This window comes from Paenibacillus sp. MDMC362 (assembly GCF_003269305.1).
GTDB lineage: Bacteria > Bacillota > Bacilli > Paenibacillales > Paenibacillaceae > Paenibacillus_AQ.
The window spans coordinates 1-16,663 of sequence record NZ_QLYT01000023.1 but is presented as its reverse complement, the minus strand read 5'-3'; the positions used below and the strand labels follow the sequence as shown (position 1 = coordinate 16,663).

Below are 16,663 nucleotides of genomic sequence, written 5' to 3'. Positions count from 1 at the left end.
CTTCAGCCTCGGAGGAATGCTTATGGGAATGGTCTTCTCGATCTTGAAAAAGTACCGCGTCGCAGCGATTGCGGCACTGGTCATGATGCTGATTGAGCTCACCGTTGAGCTGATTCAGCCGCTGCTCATCTCTAAAATCATTGACGACGGCATACAGAAACAGGATTTGTCCGTTGTATGGATGTGGGGAGCCGTTTTAACTGGAAGCGCTATTATAGCCTTTATAGCGGGGATATCCAGCTCTTTTTTTGCGGCGCATACGAGTCAGGGACTCGGCTATGATCTGCGTGATCAGCTGTATGAAAAGGTGCAGTCCTTCTCTTATTCGATATTTAACCGGTTTGCTACCTCATCTTTGATTACCAGACTTACAGGTGACGTCACCCAGATTCAGGATACGGTGTTCATGGGCTTGCGATTTATGACGCGCGTTCCGCTCGTCGTGCTGGGAAGCATCATCATGGCATTGGTGGTGAATGTGAAGCTCGGCATGCTGCTTGTCCTAACCGTGCCATTATTGTTTATTTTTATCGCTTGGATTATGAAGCGGGCAGCGGATGCGTTCCGCCATGTACAGCAGCGACTGGATGCGGTAAACGGCGTCATTCAGGAGAATCTGACCGGGATTCGGTTGATACGCGTATTCGTACGGATGGGACACGAAATTGAACGCTTTGCCCGTACCTCTGGCAAGCTGATGAACACCACGGTCTCGACCTTGCGATTAACGGAGACAACGATGCCGTTTATTCTTCTCATAATGAATGCTGGGATCATGGCGGTCCTGTGGTTCGGCCGCAAAGACATCGCGTCCGGCAGTGCCAGCGTCGGCGAAGTGGTTGCCGTAATTAATTATTCCCTGCGCTGTATTGGTGCCATGTCCGCCCTGTCCTGGGTTGTCGTTGCCTTCTCCCGAGGACGCGCTTCCGCACAGCGGACGCAAGAGGTGTTAAATACGGAAGAGAATGCAGCAAGCGCGGCCAAGGATAAGAATAAAAAGGTTCAGATTCAAGGCGGCGTGAAGTTCGAGCAAGTGAGCTTTAGCTATCCGGGCAGCGACATCGACGTGCTGACGGATATTTCCTTTGAAGCGAGGCCCGGAGAGCGGATCGCGATTATGGGAGCTACTGGTTCCGGCAAGTCTTCATTAGTACAGCTGATTCCACGGCTTTACGAGGAAGAGAAGGGAACTGTACGCGTAGACGGAATGGACGCGGGATCGATCGATGAGGTGAATCTGCGCAGCAGCATCGGTTATGTGCCGCAGGAAGTGCTGCTCTTCTCCGGTACGGTCCGGGAGAATATTGCCTGGGGAGGCGAGGATGCTTCCATGGAGGAAATTAAAGAAGCGGCGCGCAGCGCGCAAATCCACGACACCATTGAGCGTCTCCCTAACGGTTATGACACGATGCTGGGCCAGCGCGGGGTCAACTTGTCCGGGGGACAGAAGCAGCGCTTGTCCATTGCCCGGGCGCTTGTGCGAAAGCCCGCCATCCTCATTCTGGACGACAGCACCAGCGCCCTTGACGTCCGAACGGAAGGCGCTCTGCTGGATGCTCTGAAGGATTTGTCCTGTACGACGTTTTTGATCACGCAGAAGATCAGCTCGACCACTTCGGCTGATTTGATTCTGCTGCTGGACGACGGGCGTTTGATTGGAAAAGGGAAACACGAAGATTTGATGGAAAGTTCCTCTCTATATCGACGCATCTATGAATCCCAATACGGAGAGGAGGCGCAGCAGCATGCTCAAGGCATTCACTGAACCGTTTCGTCATCCAAGACCGAAGATTGATCTTGGCAAGAATAAGGATGGCGGCCAGGGGGGCAAGCCAAAGGCCAAGGCCAAAAACTGGTCGGGCACCCTCTCCAGAATATGGACTTATCTCGCCCGCCGCAAAGGCAAGCTCGCACTCGTGCTGCTAATGGTGTTGATCAGCTCGGGCCTTGCATTGCTAGGTCCCTATCTCCTTGGCGTCGGCGTGGATAGATTTCTGGATGATGTGCGTAATCCGGACAGCTCCATCGACGCGGCCTGGTTGTATTTTCTCGTTGGCTTGGCCGCCGTCTATGTTCTTCAGGCTTTAACCACTTGGCTGCACAACGTCTGGATGATCGGCATCGCCCAAGAGACGGTGTACCGGATGCGGATGGATCTGTTCACGCATCTGCACCGGCTTCCGATCCCGTTCTACGGCAAGCGCCAGCAGGGCGAGATCATGAGCCGCCTGACAAATGATATCGAGAACGTGAGCTCAACGCTCAACAGCTCAGCCATTCAAATCTTCTCGAGCGTGTTGACCTTAATCGGCACATTAACCGTCATGTTATGGCTTAGTCCGCTCCTTACGCTGCTGACATTCCTGGTCGTGCCCCTGATGATGATGGGGATGCGCTGGATTACCCGGCGGACCGGTCCCTTGTTTAAGGAGCGTCAACGCAACCTGGGGGATCTGAACGGGTATATTGAAGAAACGCTGTCGGGGCAGCGGATCATTAAGGCTTTTTCCCAGGAAGAACGGGTTGTCCGCGAATTCGACGAGCGCAATCAACGGATTCGTCTGTCGGGCTTCTGGGCGCAGAGCATATCAGGCTTCATTCCGAAGCTGATGAACGGGCTCAACAACTTGAGCTTTGCGATCGTAGCGGGCGTCGGCGGCATCATGGCGATCCAGGGGCATATTACGATCGGCGTCATCATTATCTTTGAGAGTTATGCAAGGCAGTTTACGAGACCGCTGAACGATCTCGCGAACCAATGGAATACGCTGCTGTCTGCCATTGCGGGGGCGGAACGCGTATTCGAGGTGCTGGATGAAGAGGTTGAAGCGAAGGACGAAGGAGCTGCTGTCACGCTGAAGAGCGTGGAGGGCGCGGTGAAGTTCGACAACGTCTCGTTTTCTTATGAGAAAGACGGAGACACACTGGAAGGAATCAGCTTTGAAGCGAAACCCGGCGAGATGATTGCGCTGGTCGGTCCGACCGGTGCGGGGAAAACGACGTTAATTCAGCTGCTCTCCCGGTTTTACGATCCGGACAGTGGAAGGATTACCCTCGACGGGCGGGATATTTCTTCGATTCGCAGGGAGAGTCTGCGCGCGCAGATGGCTTTTGTGCTGCAGGATTCCTTTCTCTTCCAGGGCACGATCCGTGAGAATATTCGCTTCGGACGGCTGGATGCCACCGATGAGGAGGTGGAAGAAGCCGCGAAATTGGCCAACGCCCACTCGTTTATCGTACGGATGAAGGATGGTTATGACAAGAAACTCAAGCCTGACGGCAGCGGCATCAGTCAAGGCCAGAAGCAGCTGCTTGCAATCGCGAGGGCGATTCTGGCCAACCCTTCCATGCTGGTGCTGGATGAAGCGACAAGCAGCATCGATACCGTTACGGAAATCAAAATCCAGGAAGGATTGCAGCGATTGATGAAAGGGCGGACGAGCTTTGTTATTGCCCACCGTCTAAATACGATCCGCTCGGCGGACCGAATCCTGGTGCTCAAGGATGGACGTTTATTAGAGCAGGGCTCCCATGATGAGCTGCTGAAGCAGGGAGGATTCTATAGCGACCTGTATTACGGCCAGCTGAAACGGGCGGCTATGTAAGAATCAAAACCACCGGAGAGGCTTAACAAAGCCGATTGTTACTCCGGTGGTTTTTCTTTTTGAGCTTGTTGAATATCTCTTGTCCTCGTCTCATTTAGAGCTCGTAGTTTGAAGGCGCAGTTTACGCCGTCCCGCGGCTTTGCCAAATTGCAGCATGAACAGCAGAAGAACTCCAGCTTGCAAGGCAACCAGGACGATATAGATGTTGCTGTAGGTGGAGGCGCCCTGGAACAGGTTCAGCGGATTCCAGGATCTGCCGGCGCCAAGATCGACAGCTTTGCCGTACACCCCCGTGGCGATCGCGCCGGACAGGAAGTTAAGCAGCGAGAACAATCCCATCCCGACACCGGTTTGCTCTTTGGGCAGAGACAATGAGATGGTCTTGGAGAGCGAGATTTGCATAAATATTTGACCTACATTGCCGAAGATCAGAATCAGCGCAATGAGGTATGGCGATACGCCTGCGAAAGTGGACAACAGGGCGAAACAGAGCAAAAGCAGGGTGGACGCTGTATAGAACAGATAACGCGATCCCTTCGTATCCGCGAGCTTGCCGCCTCTTCCGCCGAGTATGGCCGCAGCGACGGCTCCCGGCACCATAACAAATCCGATCCATCCCGGAGCCAAACCGTTAATATCCGCCAGCAGCTGCGGAGTAAGAAAAGGCAGGGCGTAACCGACACTCATAATGAATATGCCGAGGACCAGACCGACCGAATAGCTTTTGTTGCTGAATAAACGGGGCTGGACAAAAGGCTCTTTAGCCGATCGAATGCGCAGGAGGAACAACAGGAACAGCATGAAGCTGCCTAGGCCGAATATCCATCCACTCTGCGTCACCGCAAGGAGCAGCAGCGCAACCGTTCCGGCGAGAAGACCGCCGCCGAGCCAATCGATTCGTCCCCCCTGGCCTTGTTCATTGCCCAAATATTTGCGGTACAGCGGCAAGGTAACAAGGATCAACAGCGGGATGCAGAAGAGCCATCTCCAGTGGAACACGCTGACGATCAGAGCCGAGACTACCGGCCCAATCGCGCTTCCGATAGCGAGTCCGGTGGCGGTTATGCCGAGCGCGCGGCCCCGGCTTTCCGCAGGGAAATAGCGAACGGGAATGATCATGGCGGTTGCCGGAATGACGGCTGCCCCCGCAGCCTGGAGGATCCGCCCCAGCAGCACCATCCAGTAGGCTTGTGCCGACAAACCTACAATAGAACCGACTAGGAAGAGAAGCAAACCGAAAGTGAGCAGATTTTTGAGTTTATAGGTGTCGGCCAATTTTCCATATAGGACAGAGCCTATGGCATAAATCAGCATGTAAATCGACGATACCCAGCTGACCTGGGCAAAGGAAAGCTGGAATTGCTTGCTGATTTCCGGAAGCACGATATTAAACATCGTTGCGCTCATCGATGAGAGAATCATCGTAAACGCCAGAATGCGGATTAATTTTTCAGCCGATGGTGGTTGTTGCTGATGTTCGTTCATGTGATTTCCCCCTTTCCTTTGGTTACGATTTATTCTACAATCGATAGTTAATAAATAAAAATATATATTACGGCATGCATTCATATACTCAGGGGTATCAATAAAGGAGGAAGAACATCGTGGAACTGCTTCAGCTGCATTATTTTCAGACGGTGGCCAGAATGGAGCATATGACCAAGGCTGCGAAGGAACTCCGAATTGCCCAGCCTGCGCTCAGCAAGACGATTGCCAGGTTAGAGGAAGATTTGGGAGTACAGCTGTTCGATCGGCAGAATCGGCAAATCAAGCTCAATTCATTCGGGAAGGCTTTTCTGAAAAGCGTAGATACGGCATTATCAGCGCTTGAGGAAGGGAAGAGAGAGGTGTCGGATTTGGCAGGTATGGAGCGGGGCAGCATCCGCATTGCAACGACGGCACTGCCCCGGCTGTCCAAAGCATTGGGAGCTTTCCGTGCGCGATATCCTGATGTGAATTTCCGCATTATCCAGATTCCGCCTGACTCGATGATGGAGATGGTGCAGATGCTGGAGAATGGTGAAGTCGATTTATGCTTTGCGGCTGCGGCATTGGATGATGACAAGTTTCGGGAAATCCCGGTTCTCCATGCCGAGGTGTTCTTGGCGGTACCCCACGGTCATCGATTGGCGGGCAGGAAGAGCATCTCCCTTCAAGACGTTGCGGGGGAACCCTTCATCGAGTACAAGGAAGGCCACCCGTTCCGTAAAATGAATGAGGAGTTCTGCCGATTGGCCGGGATCAGCCGGGATGTCGTCTGTGAAGTGGATGAACCTGCCGCTTTGGGAAGTCTGGTGGCCGCCGGGCTTGGAGCCGCATTTGTACCCGGGTGCAAAGGGGATGAAGAGCCGCCGTACGCGATGGTGCGTATCGAGAAACCTTCCTGCTACAGGACCTTCACTCTAGCGTGGCTGGAGCAGCGATATTTGTCCAAGGCCGCAAGAGAATTCCAGTCATTCCTGGTAGACTATTTCGGCGAGTTTCAGGAGCCGATGATGCATAGGGACGTGATCTGACAGATCACGTCCTTTTTCCTGTCCCGGCGATCCCCTTCTACATAGGCCGGGCCTTCTACGCATACAGATAGATCAAGAACTTTCAAGGGAGGAATACGATGCTGGATCCAGTACTGACATCTCCGAATTTGAAGCTGTTTGCGGACTCGAACGACACCTTAAACTATAAACGCGATGCGGGAAATTACATAACCCAGGTGTTTGAAAACCAGATGCCGGCCATTGCCACAGGATTCTTCAACGTTCATATGACCAAAGGAATTATCATCCAGCCCCACTGGCATACGAATGTCGATGAGCTGGTGTTTGTCATCAGCGGCGAAGTGCTGACTTCCGTATTTAATCCCTTCACCCAGAAGCTGATGACCTACAAGCTAAAGCCGGGACAGGTATCGATGTTACCAAAAGGCTGGTTCCACTGGATTTTGACGCTGAGCGACAAAGCCCATATTCTGACCATATTTGATAAGCCGACGCCGGATATCGTATATGGATCGGACTTCCTCAGGCATATTCCCAAGGAGATTTTGCATATCGCATACTGCGTGAATGAGGAGGATTACGCCAAAGCGGTTGCTCCGCTGAAGGAAACGGTCATATTGGGGCCACCGCCGGGCTGCGGCAAGCGGGACGACCATGCCCCCTACGTTGAATCGATTCAGCGGCAGCCGTTTGGCCAGCCATTTCCGTTTAACGTACTGCCACCTTCGCCGCCTAGCTATTATGGATATGCACCACCGCCACCATCCTATCCATCGTATCCATACAATTATCAACAAGTGAGGATGCAGCAGTACGGCGTTTCCCCATCGTATTCCCCTTATTCACAGCCGCCATCGTATCCGCCGCAAGCTTCCTTCTCGCCCCCCTTTGCGCAACCGGTAACCTATTCACAGCAGGCACATCAGCATACGCCATTTTTCCAGCCGCAGCCGCAGCCGTTCCAGCAGCTTCAGTATCTGTACAAAACGAGCCCGGATCCAGAGTCAGTCACTAGCCGTGGTCCTGAGCCCGATGCGGAAATTGGCCGAGAGGGTCAGTGACACGATAAGCTTGCCGTCTGTGGCAAACGGTATAAGATGATGACGCCTGATCGCTTATATGACGAGTACGAAGTCTTCAAACTCCCTTGGTGGTTTCTTTTGAAACCAACCCTTCGGAGAAGAAGGCTTCTTTTTGTATCCCGGATCGTCCGTATATTTTCCTTCTGAAAAAAGCCTTGCCTGATCTGGAACGTTCTGGTATGCTATTGTCCTTCTCTCATTTTCGCCTTGTCTGAAGTGGATGGATCCGCCATCTAAAATGCTTATCGGAGGTGCTTCATGCTTTATTTCACATTGGCTTCCAAAGCCTATGCCCGCAATTTGCAGTATCGCGGCGCACACATGGTGCACAATATCGCCAGCGCGATGTTTGGCTTCATGTATGCCTGTATCTGGATCGGTCTCGGTGCAGACTACGCACTAGGAGATTATGGAACGCAGGGAATGGTCGGTTATATCGCCTTTACGCAAGCTGCGCTCTGGGTTTCCAGTTTCGTCACGAATGGCCTCGGCATTCCCCAAGCCGTGCGAACCGGCCATATTTCTCTGGATTTGATGCGTCCCGTTCATTTGTTCAGTCATTTGATGGCCAAGGAATGGGGGCAAATCGCTTACCAATTCGTTTACAAATCAATCCCGATCTACCTGGTGTATTACTTTGCCTTCTCACTGCATTTACCCGGAAAAGCATCTACCTTCCTCTATGTTGCCATTGCGCTTGCAGGAGCCGCCTATTTATCGATCTGCATCAACTATCTCATCGGCGCATCCGCATTATGGACAACGGAATCGTCTTGGTTGTATTGGGGCAACCATGCGATGATCAATCTTCTTGCAGGCTTCTTCATTCCGATTGAATGGCTGCCCGGCTGGCTTCAGACGGTGGCCTGGTGGTCGCCGTATCCGTATCTGCTCTATGTGCCGACCCGAATCTATCTGGGCTTTGATGACGTTTCCTATCTATGGGGGACGCTCTTGTGGTGCGTGCTGCTCACGATGGCCAGCCTGCTGGCAACAGGTTTCCTAAGACGGAAAGTGGAGGTGCAAGGAGGATGACCACGAGATCCTGGCTATCTCTGTACGCGCTGTTGATCCGCACCAGCATCAAAAGCCGCATGCAATACAAATTCAATTTTATCCTGGCTTCGTTTCTGGCGGCTCTGATCCAAATTTCTGAATTTCTTATGGTTGCTATCGTGCTCTACAAATTTGGGGCCATTCAGGGATGGTCCATGCATGAAATCGGGTATTTGTTTGCCGTTATGACCTTATCGAAGACGCTCTACCGGACGTTTGCGGATGAAGTGCACCATCTTGAACACTATCTTGTCAACGGGGAGCTTGATCAGCTGCTGACTCGTCCCATGCCGGTACTGCTGGCGCTCATGCCGCAGAAATTCCGGATCATGCTGGGCGAAGTGCTGCAGGGCGGTTTTCTGCTCTGGTGGTCGCTGCATGGCATGATGACGGCAGGGCAAGTCGGATGGAGCGCGGTGCCGCAATCGCTTTATATTATCGTCACGGGAGCCGTCATCCTGTTCTCGATCGGACTTGCGACCGCCACGTTCGGTTTTTGGACGACCCGGATCACCGAGCTTCAAAATATTACGGAGGATGCGGCCCGGACGGCAGCCCAGTATCCGCTCACGCTGTATCCCAAATGGATGTCGTCGATCCTGCTGATCGTGGTCCCGGTCGGTTTAGTCAATTACATCCCGTCATTATACATACTGCGGGGCGAGCTCGGCGTTTGGGTGCTGCCCGCATTAGCTGGAGCGGCTCTGGGATGTCTCTTCTTAAGTCTGAAATTCTGGCAGTTTGGTTTGACCAAATATCAAAGTACAGGGAGCTAAAAGGAGGAACGCGTCAATGATTGAAGTCCATGACATACGCAAGGAGTTCAAAACGCCGGTTGTGAAGGAGGGGCGCTTCTCCGGGCTGCGAACCCTGTTCACGAGAGAATACCGGACGAAGGAAGCCGTGAAGGGAATCAGCTTTCAAGTGGAGCAGGGGGAATTCGTCGGTTACATCGGACCGAACGGGGCCGGCAAATCCACCACCATCAAAATGCTGACCGGCATTCTCCACCCGACCTCGGGTCACGTATCGATCGGAGGCATGAATCCGCACAAGGAGCGGCGCAGCGTCGTGAACAACCTGGGCGTCGTATTCGGTCAGCGGAGCCAGCTGTGGTGGGACCTGCCGGTGAAGGATTCCTACGATATTTTGGCTAAAATGTACAGCGTGGATCAGGCGGACAAGGAGCGCAGACTCGGACAGTTTACCGAATTGCTGGATTTACAGGCGTTCTGGGAAACGCCTGTGCGCAAGCTGTCGCTCGGCCAGCGCATGCGCGCCGACCTCGCTGCCGCGATGCTGCATGATCCCGACGTGCTGTTCCTGGATGAGCCGACGATCGGTCTGGACGTGAACGCCAAGCGGAACATCCGCCATTTTCTCAAGCTGATCAACCAGCAATTCGGCAAGACCATACTGCTCACGACACATGACATGGATGATATCGAACAGCTGTGCAATCGCGTAATGGTCATTAACAACGGCGAACTGTCTTATGATGGAACGGTAAAGTCTTTAAGAGACACCATCGGGCTGCCTACCGTGATCACCGTCACTTTCCGCGGTCCTTTTGTAATTCCTGAGGAAGTTTTAGGCGAAGACGCTTTTACCGTCCCGATTCGGGTGGCAAGCACGCTGGATAACACCGTCACCATTGAGGTGAACCGCCGCGAGATGAACACGCTTGATATTTTTAAAGAGCTGGGCCGTTGGGGCGAGCTGGATGATATCGATATGGAAGATCCCGATTTCGAAGATGTGATTCATAAGGTGTACTGAACAGAGTCAAGAGCGGGCTCCACGCATATTTAAACTAAACTTAAACTTCAAGTCATCTGAATGCTCTTTTCGTTAAGTATGATTAGCTTGAGGTGATTGAAATGAATCATTCCAGAATGAAAAAAGCCGGGTATTCGGCTTGCATTGCCGCTGTTATGTATGCCCTCCCCCATTATTGGTGGGGATTTGCCATCGGGTCTGTTTTGTTGTCATTATGGGGATTTACTTACTTCGTAATGCAGTATTTGTTAGCGGTCGGCCGCGTTCGGTCGGCCCCCATGTATGCCGATCAAGATGCAAGCCCCATGGCGGTGTGGAGATACTTCTGGTACGCGCTCTTCCTGATCTGGGGAATATCACTGGGTGCAGCAGCATACTATGCAGAAAAAGTTTGTAAGCAGAATAAATCAAATCGTTTCACTAAATAACGCATGTATTTCTTTCATTGGACATTTTTGGTAACCTTGTACAATATAATAGGATACACACCTAAAGAGGAGCCTGCAGGGTTCCTCTTTAATTTGGGTGCAATTGGACATAGAGGAAGTATAATATAGAGATAGAGAAAGGAAACCTCTGCTCTGATCATACGAGCCCAAGAATAACATCGACATATAAAGGATGAGCCACCATGAAGTTGATGAAGCGGATCTGGTTCCGTATCGGTAACCATTACAGGAAGAAGCGGGATTTTGAACAAGCCCTTAAATATATGCGAAAAGGCGAAAGTGCCATTACCAGTTTCAATGATAAGCTGCACTATGCGGAGCTGCTGCACAACAGCGGCCATTCGGAAGAGGCCATAGCTTATTTGGGGCGGGTGATCGATACGAGCGGAAGCCATCGCGCCTATGAGCGGCGCGCTCATATTTTGCGTGAGCTGAACCGGGAGCGCGAGGCCATTGAGGATCTAGATGAAGCGATTCGGTTGAATGCCGACAATTATATGAATTGGTATACCCGGGGGATTGCCCACAAGGATTTGAATCAATATGAAGAGGCGATCCGCGATCTGAAGGAGAGCATTAAAAGAGAGGACAGGAGCACGGTTATTTCGACTTATTATGAGCTGGGCATGACCTTTTACGAGAGCGGCAATCCGGCGGAAGCGGCGCACTATTTTCGCCTAAGCATCCAGGAGCCGGAACGCGCCATCCCGATGTATTATTACATGCTGTCCGTATCCCTGGATCTGATGGATCAGGTGCAGGAAGCCGTGGGTGTCCTGCAGGAGGGAATCCAGCTGGCCGATCGGTATGAAGCGGAAGCGGACGGCGGATATGCGCTGTTTGCAGGCAGCACCAATTACAGCTATGGCGCATTTCAGACGTTTCAGCGGCAAGTGCGGGAGGCGTATTCCTTTCGGAAATCTATGGCGGACCTGTACGTGCAGCTTGGGGACATGGGACAGGCCGAGCACTATCTATCGGAGGCCATTGAGCGGTATCCGGATTCAAACGAGCTATACTTAAAGAGAGCGGAGATCTTCAACCGTTCCGGTAACAAAAATGCAGCCAAAGCGGATTTGGAATGGGCGATTGAAGCGGCGCCGGACGATTACCGCGCGTATTTCGACATGGCCCGGATGTATCGCGAGGAGGGGCTGGAAGATCAGGCCTACGAGCTGATTTCGAAGTTGTATGCAAGACAGCCGGACTCCCCGCTGGCCTGCTATTGGATGGCCGACTGCTATTACCGTTTGGGTCGTCAGGAGGAAGCGCTGGCGATCAATGACAAGCTGCTTAAGCTTGAGAATGATGATGCACCCAACTATGTGCAGCGCGCCGACATTTACATGGAGATGAATGATCTGCCATCTGCGGAGCAGGCACTGAAGGAAGCAGCCGCGCTTCAGGACGGGACTGAAATCCGCAACAAGCTGAGTTATGTGCTCTATCTTCAAGGACGCAATGAGGAAGCGCTGCTTGAACTGCAGGAAGCGGTTAAGCAGGAGGAGTCCTTCTCCGAGCATCCGACCTATTTGGCGGCCAGCGGCCATATCTATAAGGAAATGGGCATGTGGGATCTCGCCATCGATGCTTATTCCCAGGCGATCCAGGCGCAACCGTCGAATCCGAGATTTTACGAGTTTCGTGCCGTTTGCTTTGTGGAGACCGGACAGCTGGAACGGGGATTGGCGGATTGCGCTCAAGGGCTCAGTTTGAGCCCGGGGCAAGGCAGCCTCTACAGCCTTCGAAGCGGAATCTATTATTCGATGGCGGATTATGCGCGGGCGAAGGAAGATACGCTGCAAGTGCTGGAGCTTTCACCGGGTCATCCGGGCGCTTATTTCAGACTGGGACAGATTTATTACAAGGATCAGGACGAGGATGCGGCATTGGCTGCTTTTGACGAGGTACTGAGGCTGGTTCCCGAGCATGCCGACAGCTATCTGTACAAAGCACATATTTATTACGGCCAGTTCGAGCATGAAGATGCCATACAGGCCATCGTGAACTGGAGCTTGCATCTTCAGAAGGAGATGCCGCCGGCGGATAAAATCCAAGCCATCGAAGGCTTGATGGGCTTTGAAGAGAGCTTGCTGAACAAAGCGGTAGAACGGTTAACGGGCATGTATGGGCATCAGCTTTATTTGTCCTGAATGCCGCTCTTAACCAGCAGAATCATCGAATCCTGCATTCACCCTGTAAGTCCGGTGCTCATGTAGGGATGCGTTGATCACGAAGAAGTTAGAGTCCGCCAAGAAGTGGTGTCACATTTTGTCTAAAATTATGGTATGATTCAATAGTTGTTGCAGCATAACATGCTCGCAGGCTGCATAGCCAAGCGGGCTTTCTTCATGTGCAAGGAGGTGGATTATCATGATCTCACTGCAAGAGGTCAGTAAAAGCTTTGGCAGCGGCAGTGGCCGTTATCAGGCGATAGACGATGTCTCTCTTCATATTGAGGAGGGAAGCATACACGGAATCATCGGCACGAGCGGAGCCGGGAAATCGACGCTGCTGCGCATGATGAATGTACTGGAGAGACCGGATTCCGGCCGAGTCGTGGTGAATGGTCAGGAGCTGACTTCCCTTGGGGGCAGGGAGCTTCGGGAGGCAAGAAGATCGATTGGCATGATCTTTCAGCTGTTCCAACTGGTCAGCAACCGGACGGTATGGGGCAATGTTTCGATGCCGCTTGAGCTCGCAAAGGTACCGAAGATCGAACGGGCGAATCGTGTCCAGGAGGTTCTGCGTTTTGTGGGACTTGAGGATAAAGCGAAGTCGTATCCCGCTCAGCTAAGCGGCGGGCAGAAGCAGCGGGTAGCGATTGCCAGAGCGTTAGCCAATTCGCCGAACGTCTTGTTGTGCGATGAGCCGACCTCTTCCTTGGACCCGCAGACAACCGCGGACATTCTGGAGGTGCTCCGGCATATCAACCGAACGCTGGGGGTAACCATCGTAATCGTTTCCCACGAGATGGACGTGGTGAACGACATTTGCGACCAAGTGTCCGTTATGGAGAACGGACGTCTGAGCAGAACGTACCGCAATCAGCTAAGCGATGGAGAGACTCCTCGGGGTTCCGGATCTTCAATGGACGCTGCGGGGAAAGTGGGGGATTGTTAGTTCCATGAATGACATCATTCCATATTTAAGTGATTATTTCGCCTATGTCCTGCAATATCAGAATGAAATCTGGCGGGCGATTGGGGAGACGTTCATCATGGTGGGCATATCGATTGCTGCCGCTATAATACTGGGTCTTCCGGTCGGAACACTGCTATTTTTGTGTCGAAAAGGCCAACAGTATGAGAATCGTCTTCTATTCTCCATTTTGAATGCCTTGGTTAACGTCATACGGTCATTCCCGTTTCTGCTGCTGGTTGTCGTTATGATACCGGTCACGAGATGGATCGTTGGCACTTCCCTGGGGACGCTGGCCGCTGCGGTGCCTTTATCCGTCGTTGCGGTGGCTTACTATTCAAGGCTGGTAGAACAATCCTTGCTGGAGGTGCCGAAGGAAGTGATGGAGGCGGCTGCTTCCATGGGGGCATCCACACTCCAGATGATATACAAATTCCTGTATGTAGAGGCCCGCTCGGGCCTTGTGCTTGGGCTGACAACATCCACGATCAGTTTTATCTCGTACTCCACGGTGATGGGGATCGTGGGCGGGGGCGGCGTCGGGGATTTTGCGATCCGCTACGGGTACCAGCGATTTGAGGGAGAGCTTATGTCATTTACGATCATCATTATGATCATTCTGGTACAATCCATCCAGTTCGGCGGGAACCTGGCATCCAGGCTGCTGGATAAGAGAAAAGTTTAATTCTGTTTTTTGAACGCATGCACACCGAATATATTTTATCTGGAGGTAACCAAACGATGAATAAGAAATTAATGCTGCTGATGCTGACCCTCTTGCTGGTGCTGGCAGGCTGCGGACAGCAACCAGCCAAGGACAAGGCTTCGGAGAGCGCCGCACCCGATGCCGCGGAAGAAGTTACAATAAAAGTCGCAACCCTCATTCCGCCAATGACCGAGGTGCTTGACCTGGTGAAGCCGATGTTGAAGGAAGAAGGCATCAACCTTGAGATCCAAATCTTGTCCGATAATGTGCAGCCGAACAATGCGCTGGCCCATAAAGAGGTAGATGCGAACTTCTTCCAGCATGTGCCGTACATGGAAGAGTACAATGCGAACAACGGCTCGGAATTGGTTCCGGTGACGCCGATCTATAATGCCGTTTTTGGAGCCTACTCCAAAAAATATAAGACCATCGAAGAGCTTCCGGACGGTGCAAGCATCGCGATTCCTAACGACCCTTCCAATATCGGCCGATCCCTGGTGATGTTCGAGAAGAACGGCCTGATTAAGCTGAAGGAAGGCATCGGCATTCAAGCGACGCAGGCGGATATCGTGGAGAATCCGCACCAATACAAGTTCACCGAGGTGGATCTGCTCATGCTGGCCCGTACGCTCGACGATGTCGATATGGTTGCCATGACGCCGGCATACGCGAAACCGCTGGGACTTACCCCTAAGAATGATGCTCTCGTAACCGAAGGCAACGATTCCGCTTTCACCATTACACTGGTGGCCCGTAAAGATAATGTGGATTCCGAGCCGATCCAGAAGCTTGCCAAGGCGATGACCAGCCCGGAAGTGAAGAAGTTCTTCGAGGATAACTACTCCGAGATTGCGCTGCCGGCTTTTGAATAAAGCGCGTATTTTGTGGTTCACAATAACCGTTTTCCGAGGTTTTCGGGGGACGGTTATTTTTTTGAGTGCGGCCAAATATGGTATACTCTTCATGGATTTGAGAGGTGCACCTTACATACCCATACGTATTGGAGTTGAGAATTTATGAAAAAAGAAGTAATCGACAGACTCATTACCTATGCACAAGTGGATACGCAGTCAGACGAGAACAGTAATACCTGCCCTTCGACACCGGGACAGCTGACGCTGGGTCAGCTGCTGGTGGACGAGCTGAAGGAAATCGGCATGCAGGACGTAACGATGGATGAGAATGGCTATGTGATGGCCACGCTTCCGGCAAACTCGGATAAACAGATCCCGACCATCGGCTTTTTGGCACATATCGATACGGCTACCGATTTTACGGGCGCCGGTGTCAAGCCGCAGATCGTCGAACAATATGACGGACAAGACATCATTCTGAACAGAGCGCAGAATGTGGTGCTCTCCCCGCGGGATTTTCCGGAGCTGAATGGCTACAAGGGGCATACACTCGTTACAACGGATGGCACCACCTTGCTTGGAGCTGATGATAAAGCGGGAATTGCCGAGATTATGACGGCGATGGCTTATTTGATCCAACACCCGGAACTGAAGCACGGTAAAATCCGGGTTGCTTTTACGCCGGACGAGGAGATCGGGAGAGGACCGCACAAGTTCGACGTAGAGGCCTTTGGGGCTAAATACGCATATACGATGGATGGCGGACCGCTCGGGGAGCTTCAATACGAAAGTTTTAATGCGGCAGCGGCGCTGGTCACTTGCAAAGGGAAGAATGTCCATCCCGGAACGGCCAAAAACAAAATGGTCAACGCGGCGAAAATCGCCATGGAGCTGAACAGCATGCTCCCCGCTGAAGAAGCGCCTGAACATACCGAGGGTTATGAAGGCTTCTATCATCTTACTTCCATCGAGGGTGATGTGGAGCTGACCGAGCTTCGTTATATTATCCGCGATCATGACCGGGAGCTTTTCGAAGGAAGAAAGGCCAAGCTGGCCTCCATCGTAGAGGAGCTTCAAAACAAGTATGGAGCCGAGCGGATCATCCTTCAGATGAAAGATCAGTATTACAATATGCGTGAAAAAATCGAGCCGGTCAAAGTAGTGGTCGACATCGCCCAGACAGCCATGGAGAAGCTGGAAATCAAGCCGATCATCGAACCGATCCGCGGTGGCACCGACGGTTCTCAACTGTCGTACATGGGCTTGCCAACACCTAATATTTTTACGGGCGGGGAGAACTACCACGGGCGGTATGAGTATGTATCCGCGGACAATATGGTATTGGCCGTTCAAACGATTATTGAAATCGTGCAGTTGTATGAGGAGCGGGCTTAAGATATATCTTTTCAAAAAAAGAGCTGCCGACAGGAATGCCGGTGGTATTATCCCCTCATGGTAGACAGTGAAAAAAGAGGACATGTTACAATGAACTC

Annotated in this window: 14 protein-coding genes; 13 read left to right on the top strand and 1 reads right to left on the bottom strand. The window is 52.2% G+C overall.

Annotation, left to right across the window (positions count from 1 at the left end; genetic code table 11):
• Positions 1 to 22 precede the first annotated feature (22 nt).
• Positions 23 to 1,765: an ABC transporter ATP-binding protein gene (locus DP091_RS12160; RefSeq protein ID WP_113058564.1), complete on the top strand. Its 1,743-nt coding sequence runs from the start codon at positions 23 to 25 to the stop codon at positions 1,763 to 1,765.
• Positions 1,746 to 3,605 carry an ABC transporter ATP-binding protein gene (locus DP091_RS12155; RefSeq protein ID WP_113058563.1) on the top strand — a complete coding sequence of 620 codons (1,860 nt, stop codon included), beginning with the start codon at positions 1,746 to 1,748 and terminating at the stop codon, positions 3,603 to 3,605. The genes DP091_RS12160 and DP091_RS12155 overlap by 20 nt, the downstream gene beginning before the upstream one ends.
• Before the next feature lie 90 nt (positions 3,606 to 3,695).
• On the opposite strand, the gene DP091_RS12150 is transcribed toward DP091_RS12155, so the two are convergent.
• A complete protein-coding gene (locus DP091_RS12150; protein WP_113058562.1) occupies positions 3,696 to 5,090 on the bottom strand; it encodes an MFS transporter in 1,395 nt (464 codons plus the stop codon).
• 119 nt (positions 5,091 to 5,209) lie between these two features.
• Here DP091_RS12150 and DP091_RS12145 point away from each other — a divergent pair, with 119 nt between their 5' ends.
• The 11 genes from DP091_RS12145 (at position 5,210) to pepT (ending at position 16,565) form a co-directional block, all read left to right on the top strand.
• Positions 5,210 to 6,121, top strand: coding sequence for a LysR family transcriptional regulator (locus DP091_RS12145; RefSeq protein ID WP_113058561.1), 912 nt, complete (start codon positions 5,210 to 5,212; stop codon positions 6,119 to 6,121).
• Positions 6,122 to 6,219: 98 nt separating this feature from the next.
• Positions 6,220 to 7,164, top strand: coding sequence for a cupin domain-containing protein (locus DP091_RS32255; RefSeq protein ID WP_113058560.1), 945 nt, complete (start codon positions 6,220 to 6,222; stop codon positions 7,162 to 7,164).
• 279 nt (positions 7,165 to 7,443) lie between these two features.
• Complete coding sequence (locus tag DP091_RS12135; RefSeq protein WP_113058559.1) at positions 7,444 to 8,220, top strand: ABC transporter permease; 777 nt, start codon at positions 7,444 to 7,446, stop codon at positions 8,218 to 8,220.
• Positions 8,217 to 9,017 carry an ABC transporter permease gene (locus tag DP091_RS12130; protein WP_113058558.1) on the top strand — a complete coding sequence of 267 codons (801 nt, stop codon included), beginning with the start codon at positions 8,217 to 8,219 and terminating at the stop codon, positions 9,015 to 9,017. The genes DP091_RS12135 and DP091_RS12130 overlap by 4 nt, the downstream gene beginning before the upstream one ends.
• 16 nt (positions 9,018 to 9,033) lie before the next feature.
• Positions 9,034 to 10,020: an ABC transporter ATP-binding protein gene (locus tag DP091_RS12125; RefSeq protein WP_113058557.1), complete on the top strand. Its 987-nt coding sequence runs from the start codon at positions 9,034 to 9,036 to the stop codon at positions 10,018 to 10,020.
• A gap of 101 nt (positions 10,021 to 10,121) precedes the next feature.
• Positions 10,122 to 10,448, top strand: a complete 327-nt coding sequence (locus DP091_RS12120; RefSeq protein WP_113058556.1) for a hypothetical protein — start codon at positions 10,122 to 10,124, stop codon at positions 10,446 to 10,448.
• Positions 10,449 to 10,651: 203 nt separating this feature from the next.
• Positions 10,652 to 12,622 carry a tetratricopeptide repeat protein gene (locus DP091_RS12115; protein ID WP_113058555.1) on the top strand — a complete coding sequence of 657 codons (1,971 nt, stop codon included), beginning with the start codon at positions 10,652 to 10,654 and terminating at the stop codon, positions 12,620 to 12,622.
• A 220-nt stretch (positions 12,623 to 12,842) separates the two neighbouring features.
• Positions 12,843 to 13,592 (top strand): methionine ABC transporter ATP-binding protein, encoded by a 750-nt coding sequence (locus tag DP091_RS12110; protein WP_113058554.1) that lies wholly within the window; start codon positions 12,843 to 12,845, stop codon positions 13,590 to 13,592.
• A gap of 4 nt (positions 13,593 to 13,596) precedes the next feature.
• Positions 13,597 to 14,295: a methionine ABC transporter permease gene (locus DP091_RS12105; protein ID WP_113058553.1), complete on the top strand. Its 699-nt coding sequence runs from the start codon at positions 13,597 to 13,599 to the stop codon at positions 14,293 to 14,295.
• Between the two features lie 56 nt (positions 14,296 to 14,351).
• Entirely contained in the window at positions 14,352 to 15,188 is an 837-nt protein-coding gene (locus tag DP091_RS12100; RefSeq protein WP_113058552.1) for a MetQ/NlpA family ABC transporter substrate-binding protein, read from the top strand.
• Between the two features lie 144 nt (positions 15,189 to 15,332).
• Entirely contained in the window at positions 15,333 to 16,565 is a 1,233-nt protein-coding gene (gene pepT / locus DP091_RS12095; RefSeq protein ID WP_113058551.1) for a peptidase T, read from the top strand.
• Positions 16,566 to 16,663: the final 98 nt, after the last annotated feature.

Excerpts from the sequence above, each read along its gene's own strand:
- DP091_RS12155 (WP_113058563.1), top strand. The coding sequence starts at position 1,746 with ATGCTCAAGGCATTCACTGAACCGTTTCGTCATCCAAGACCGAAGATT.
- DP091_RS12115 (WP_113058555.1), top strand. The coding sequence starts at position 10,652 with ATGAAGTTGATGAAGCGGATCTGGTTCCGTATCGGTAACCATTACAGG.
- DP091_RS12110 (WP_113058554.1), top strand. The coding sequence starts at position 12,843 with ATGATCTCACTGCAAGAGGTCAGTAAAAGCTTTGGCAGCGGCAGTGGC.
- DP091_RS12150 (WP_113058562.1), bottom strand. The coding sequence starts at position 5,090 with ATGAACGAACATCAGCAACAACCACCATCGGCTGAAAAATTAATCCGC.
- DP091_RS12130 (WP_113058558.1), top strand. The coding sequence starts at position 8,217 with ATGACCACGAGATCCTGGCTATCTCTGTACGCGCTGTTGATCCGCACC.
- DP091_RS12105 (WP_113058553.1), top strand. The coding sequence starts at position 13,597 with ATGAATGACATCATTCCATATTTAAGTGATTATTTCGCCTATGTCCTG.
- DP091_RS12125 (WP_113058557.1), top strand. The coding sequence starts at position 9,034 with ATGATTGAAGTCCATGACATACGCAAGGAGTTCAAAACGCCGGTTGTG.
- DP091_RS12135 (WP_113058559.1), top strand. The coding sequence starts at position 7,444 with ATGCTTTATTTCACATTGGCTTCCAAAGCCTATGCCCGCAATTTGCAG.
- DP091_RS12100 (WP_113058552.1), top strand. The coding sequence starts at position 14,352 with ATGAATAAGAAATTAATGCTGCTGATGCTGACCCTCTTGCTGGTGCTG.
- DP091_RS12120 (WP_113058556.1), top strand. The coding sequence starts at position 10,122 with ATGAATCATTCCAGAATGAAAAAAGCCGGGTATTCGGCTTGCATTGCC.
- pepT (WP_113058551.1), top strand. The coding sequence starts at position 15,333 with ATGAAAAAAGAAGTAATCGACAGACTCATTACCTATGCACAAGTGGAT.
- DP091_RS12160 (WP_113058564.1), top strand. The coding sequence starts at position 23 with ATGGGAATGGTCTTCTCGATCTTGAAAAAGTACCGCGTCGCAGCGATT.
- DP091_RS32255 (WP_113058560.1), top strand. The coding sequence starts at position 6,220 with ATGCTGGATCCAGTACTGACATCTCCGAATTTGAAGCTGTTTGCGGAC.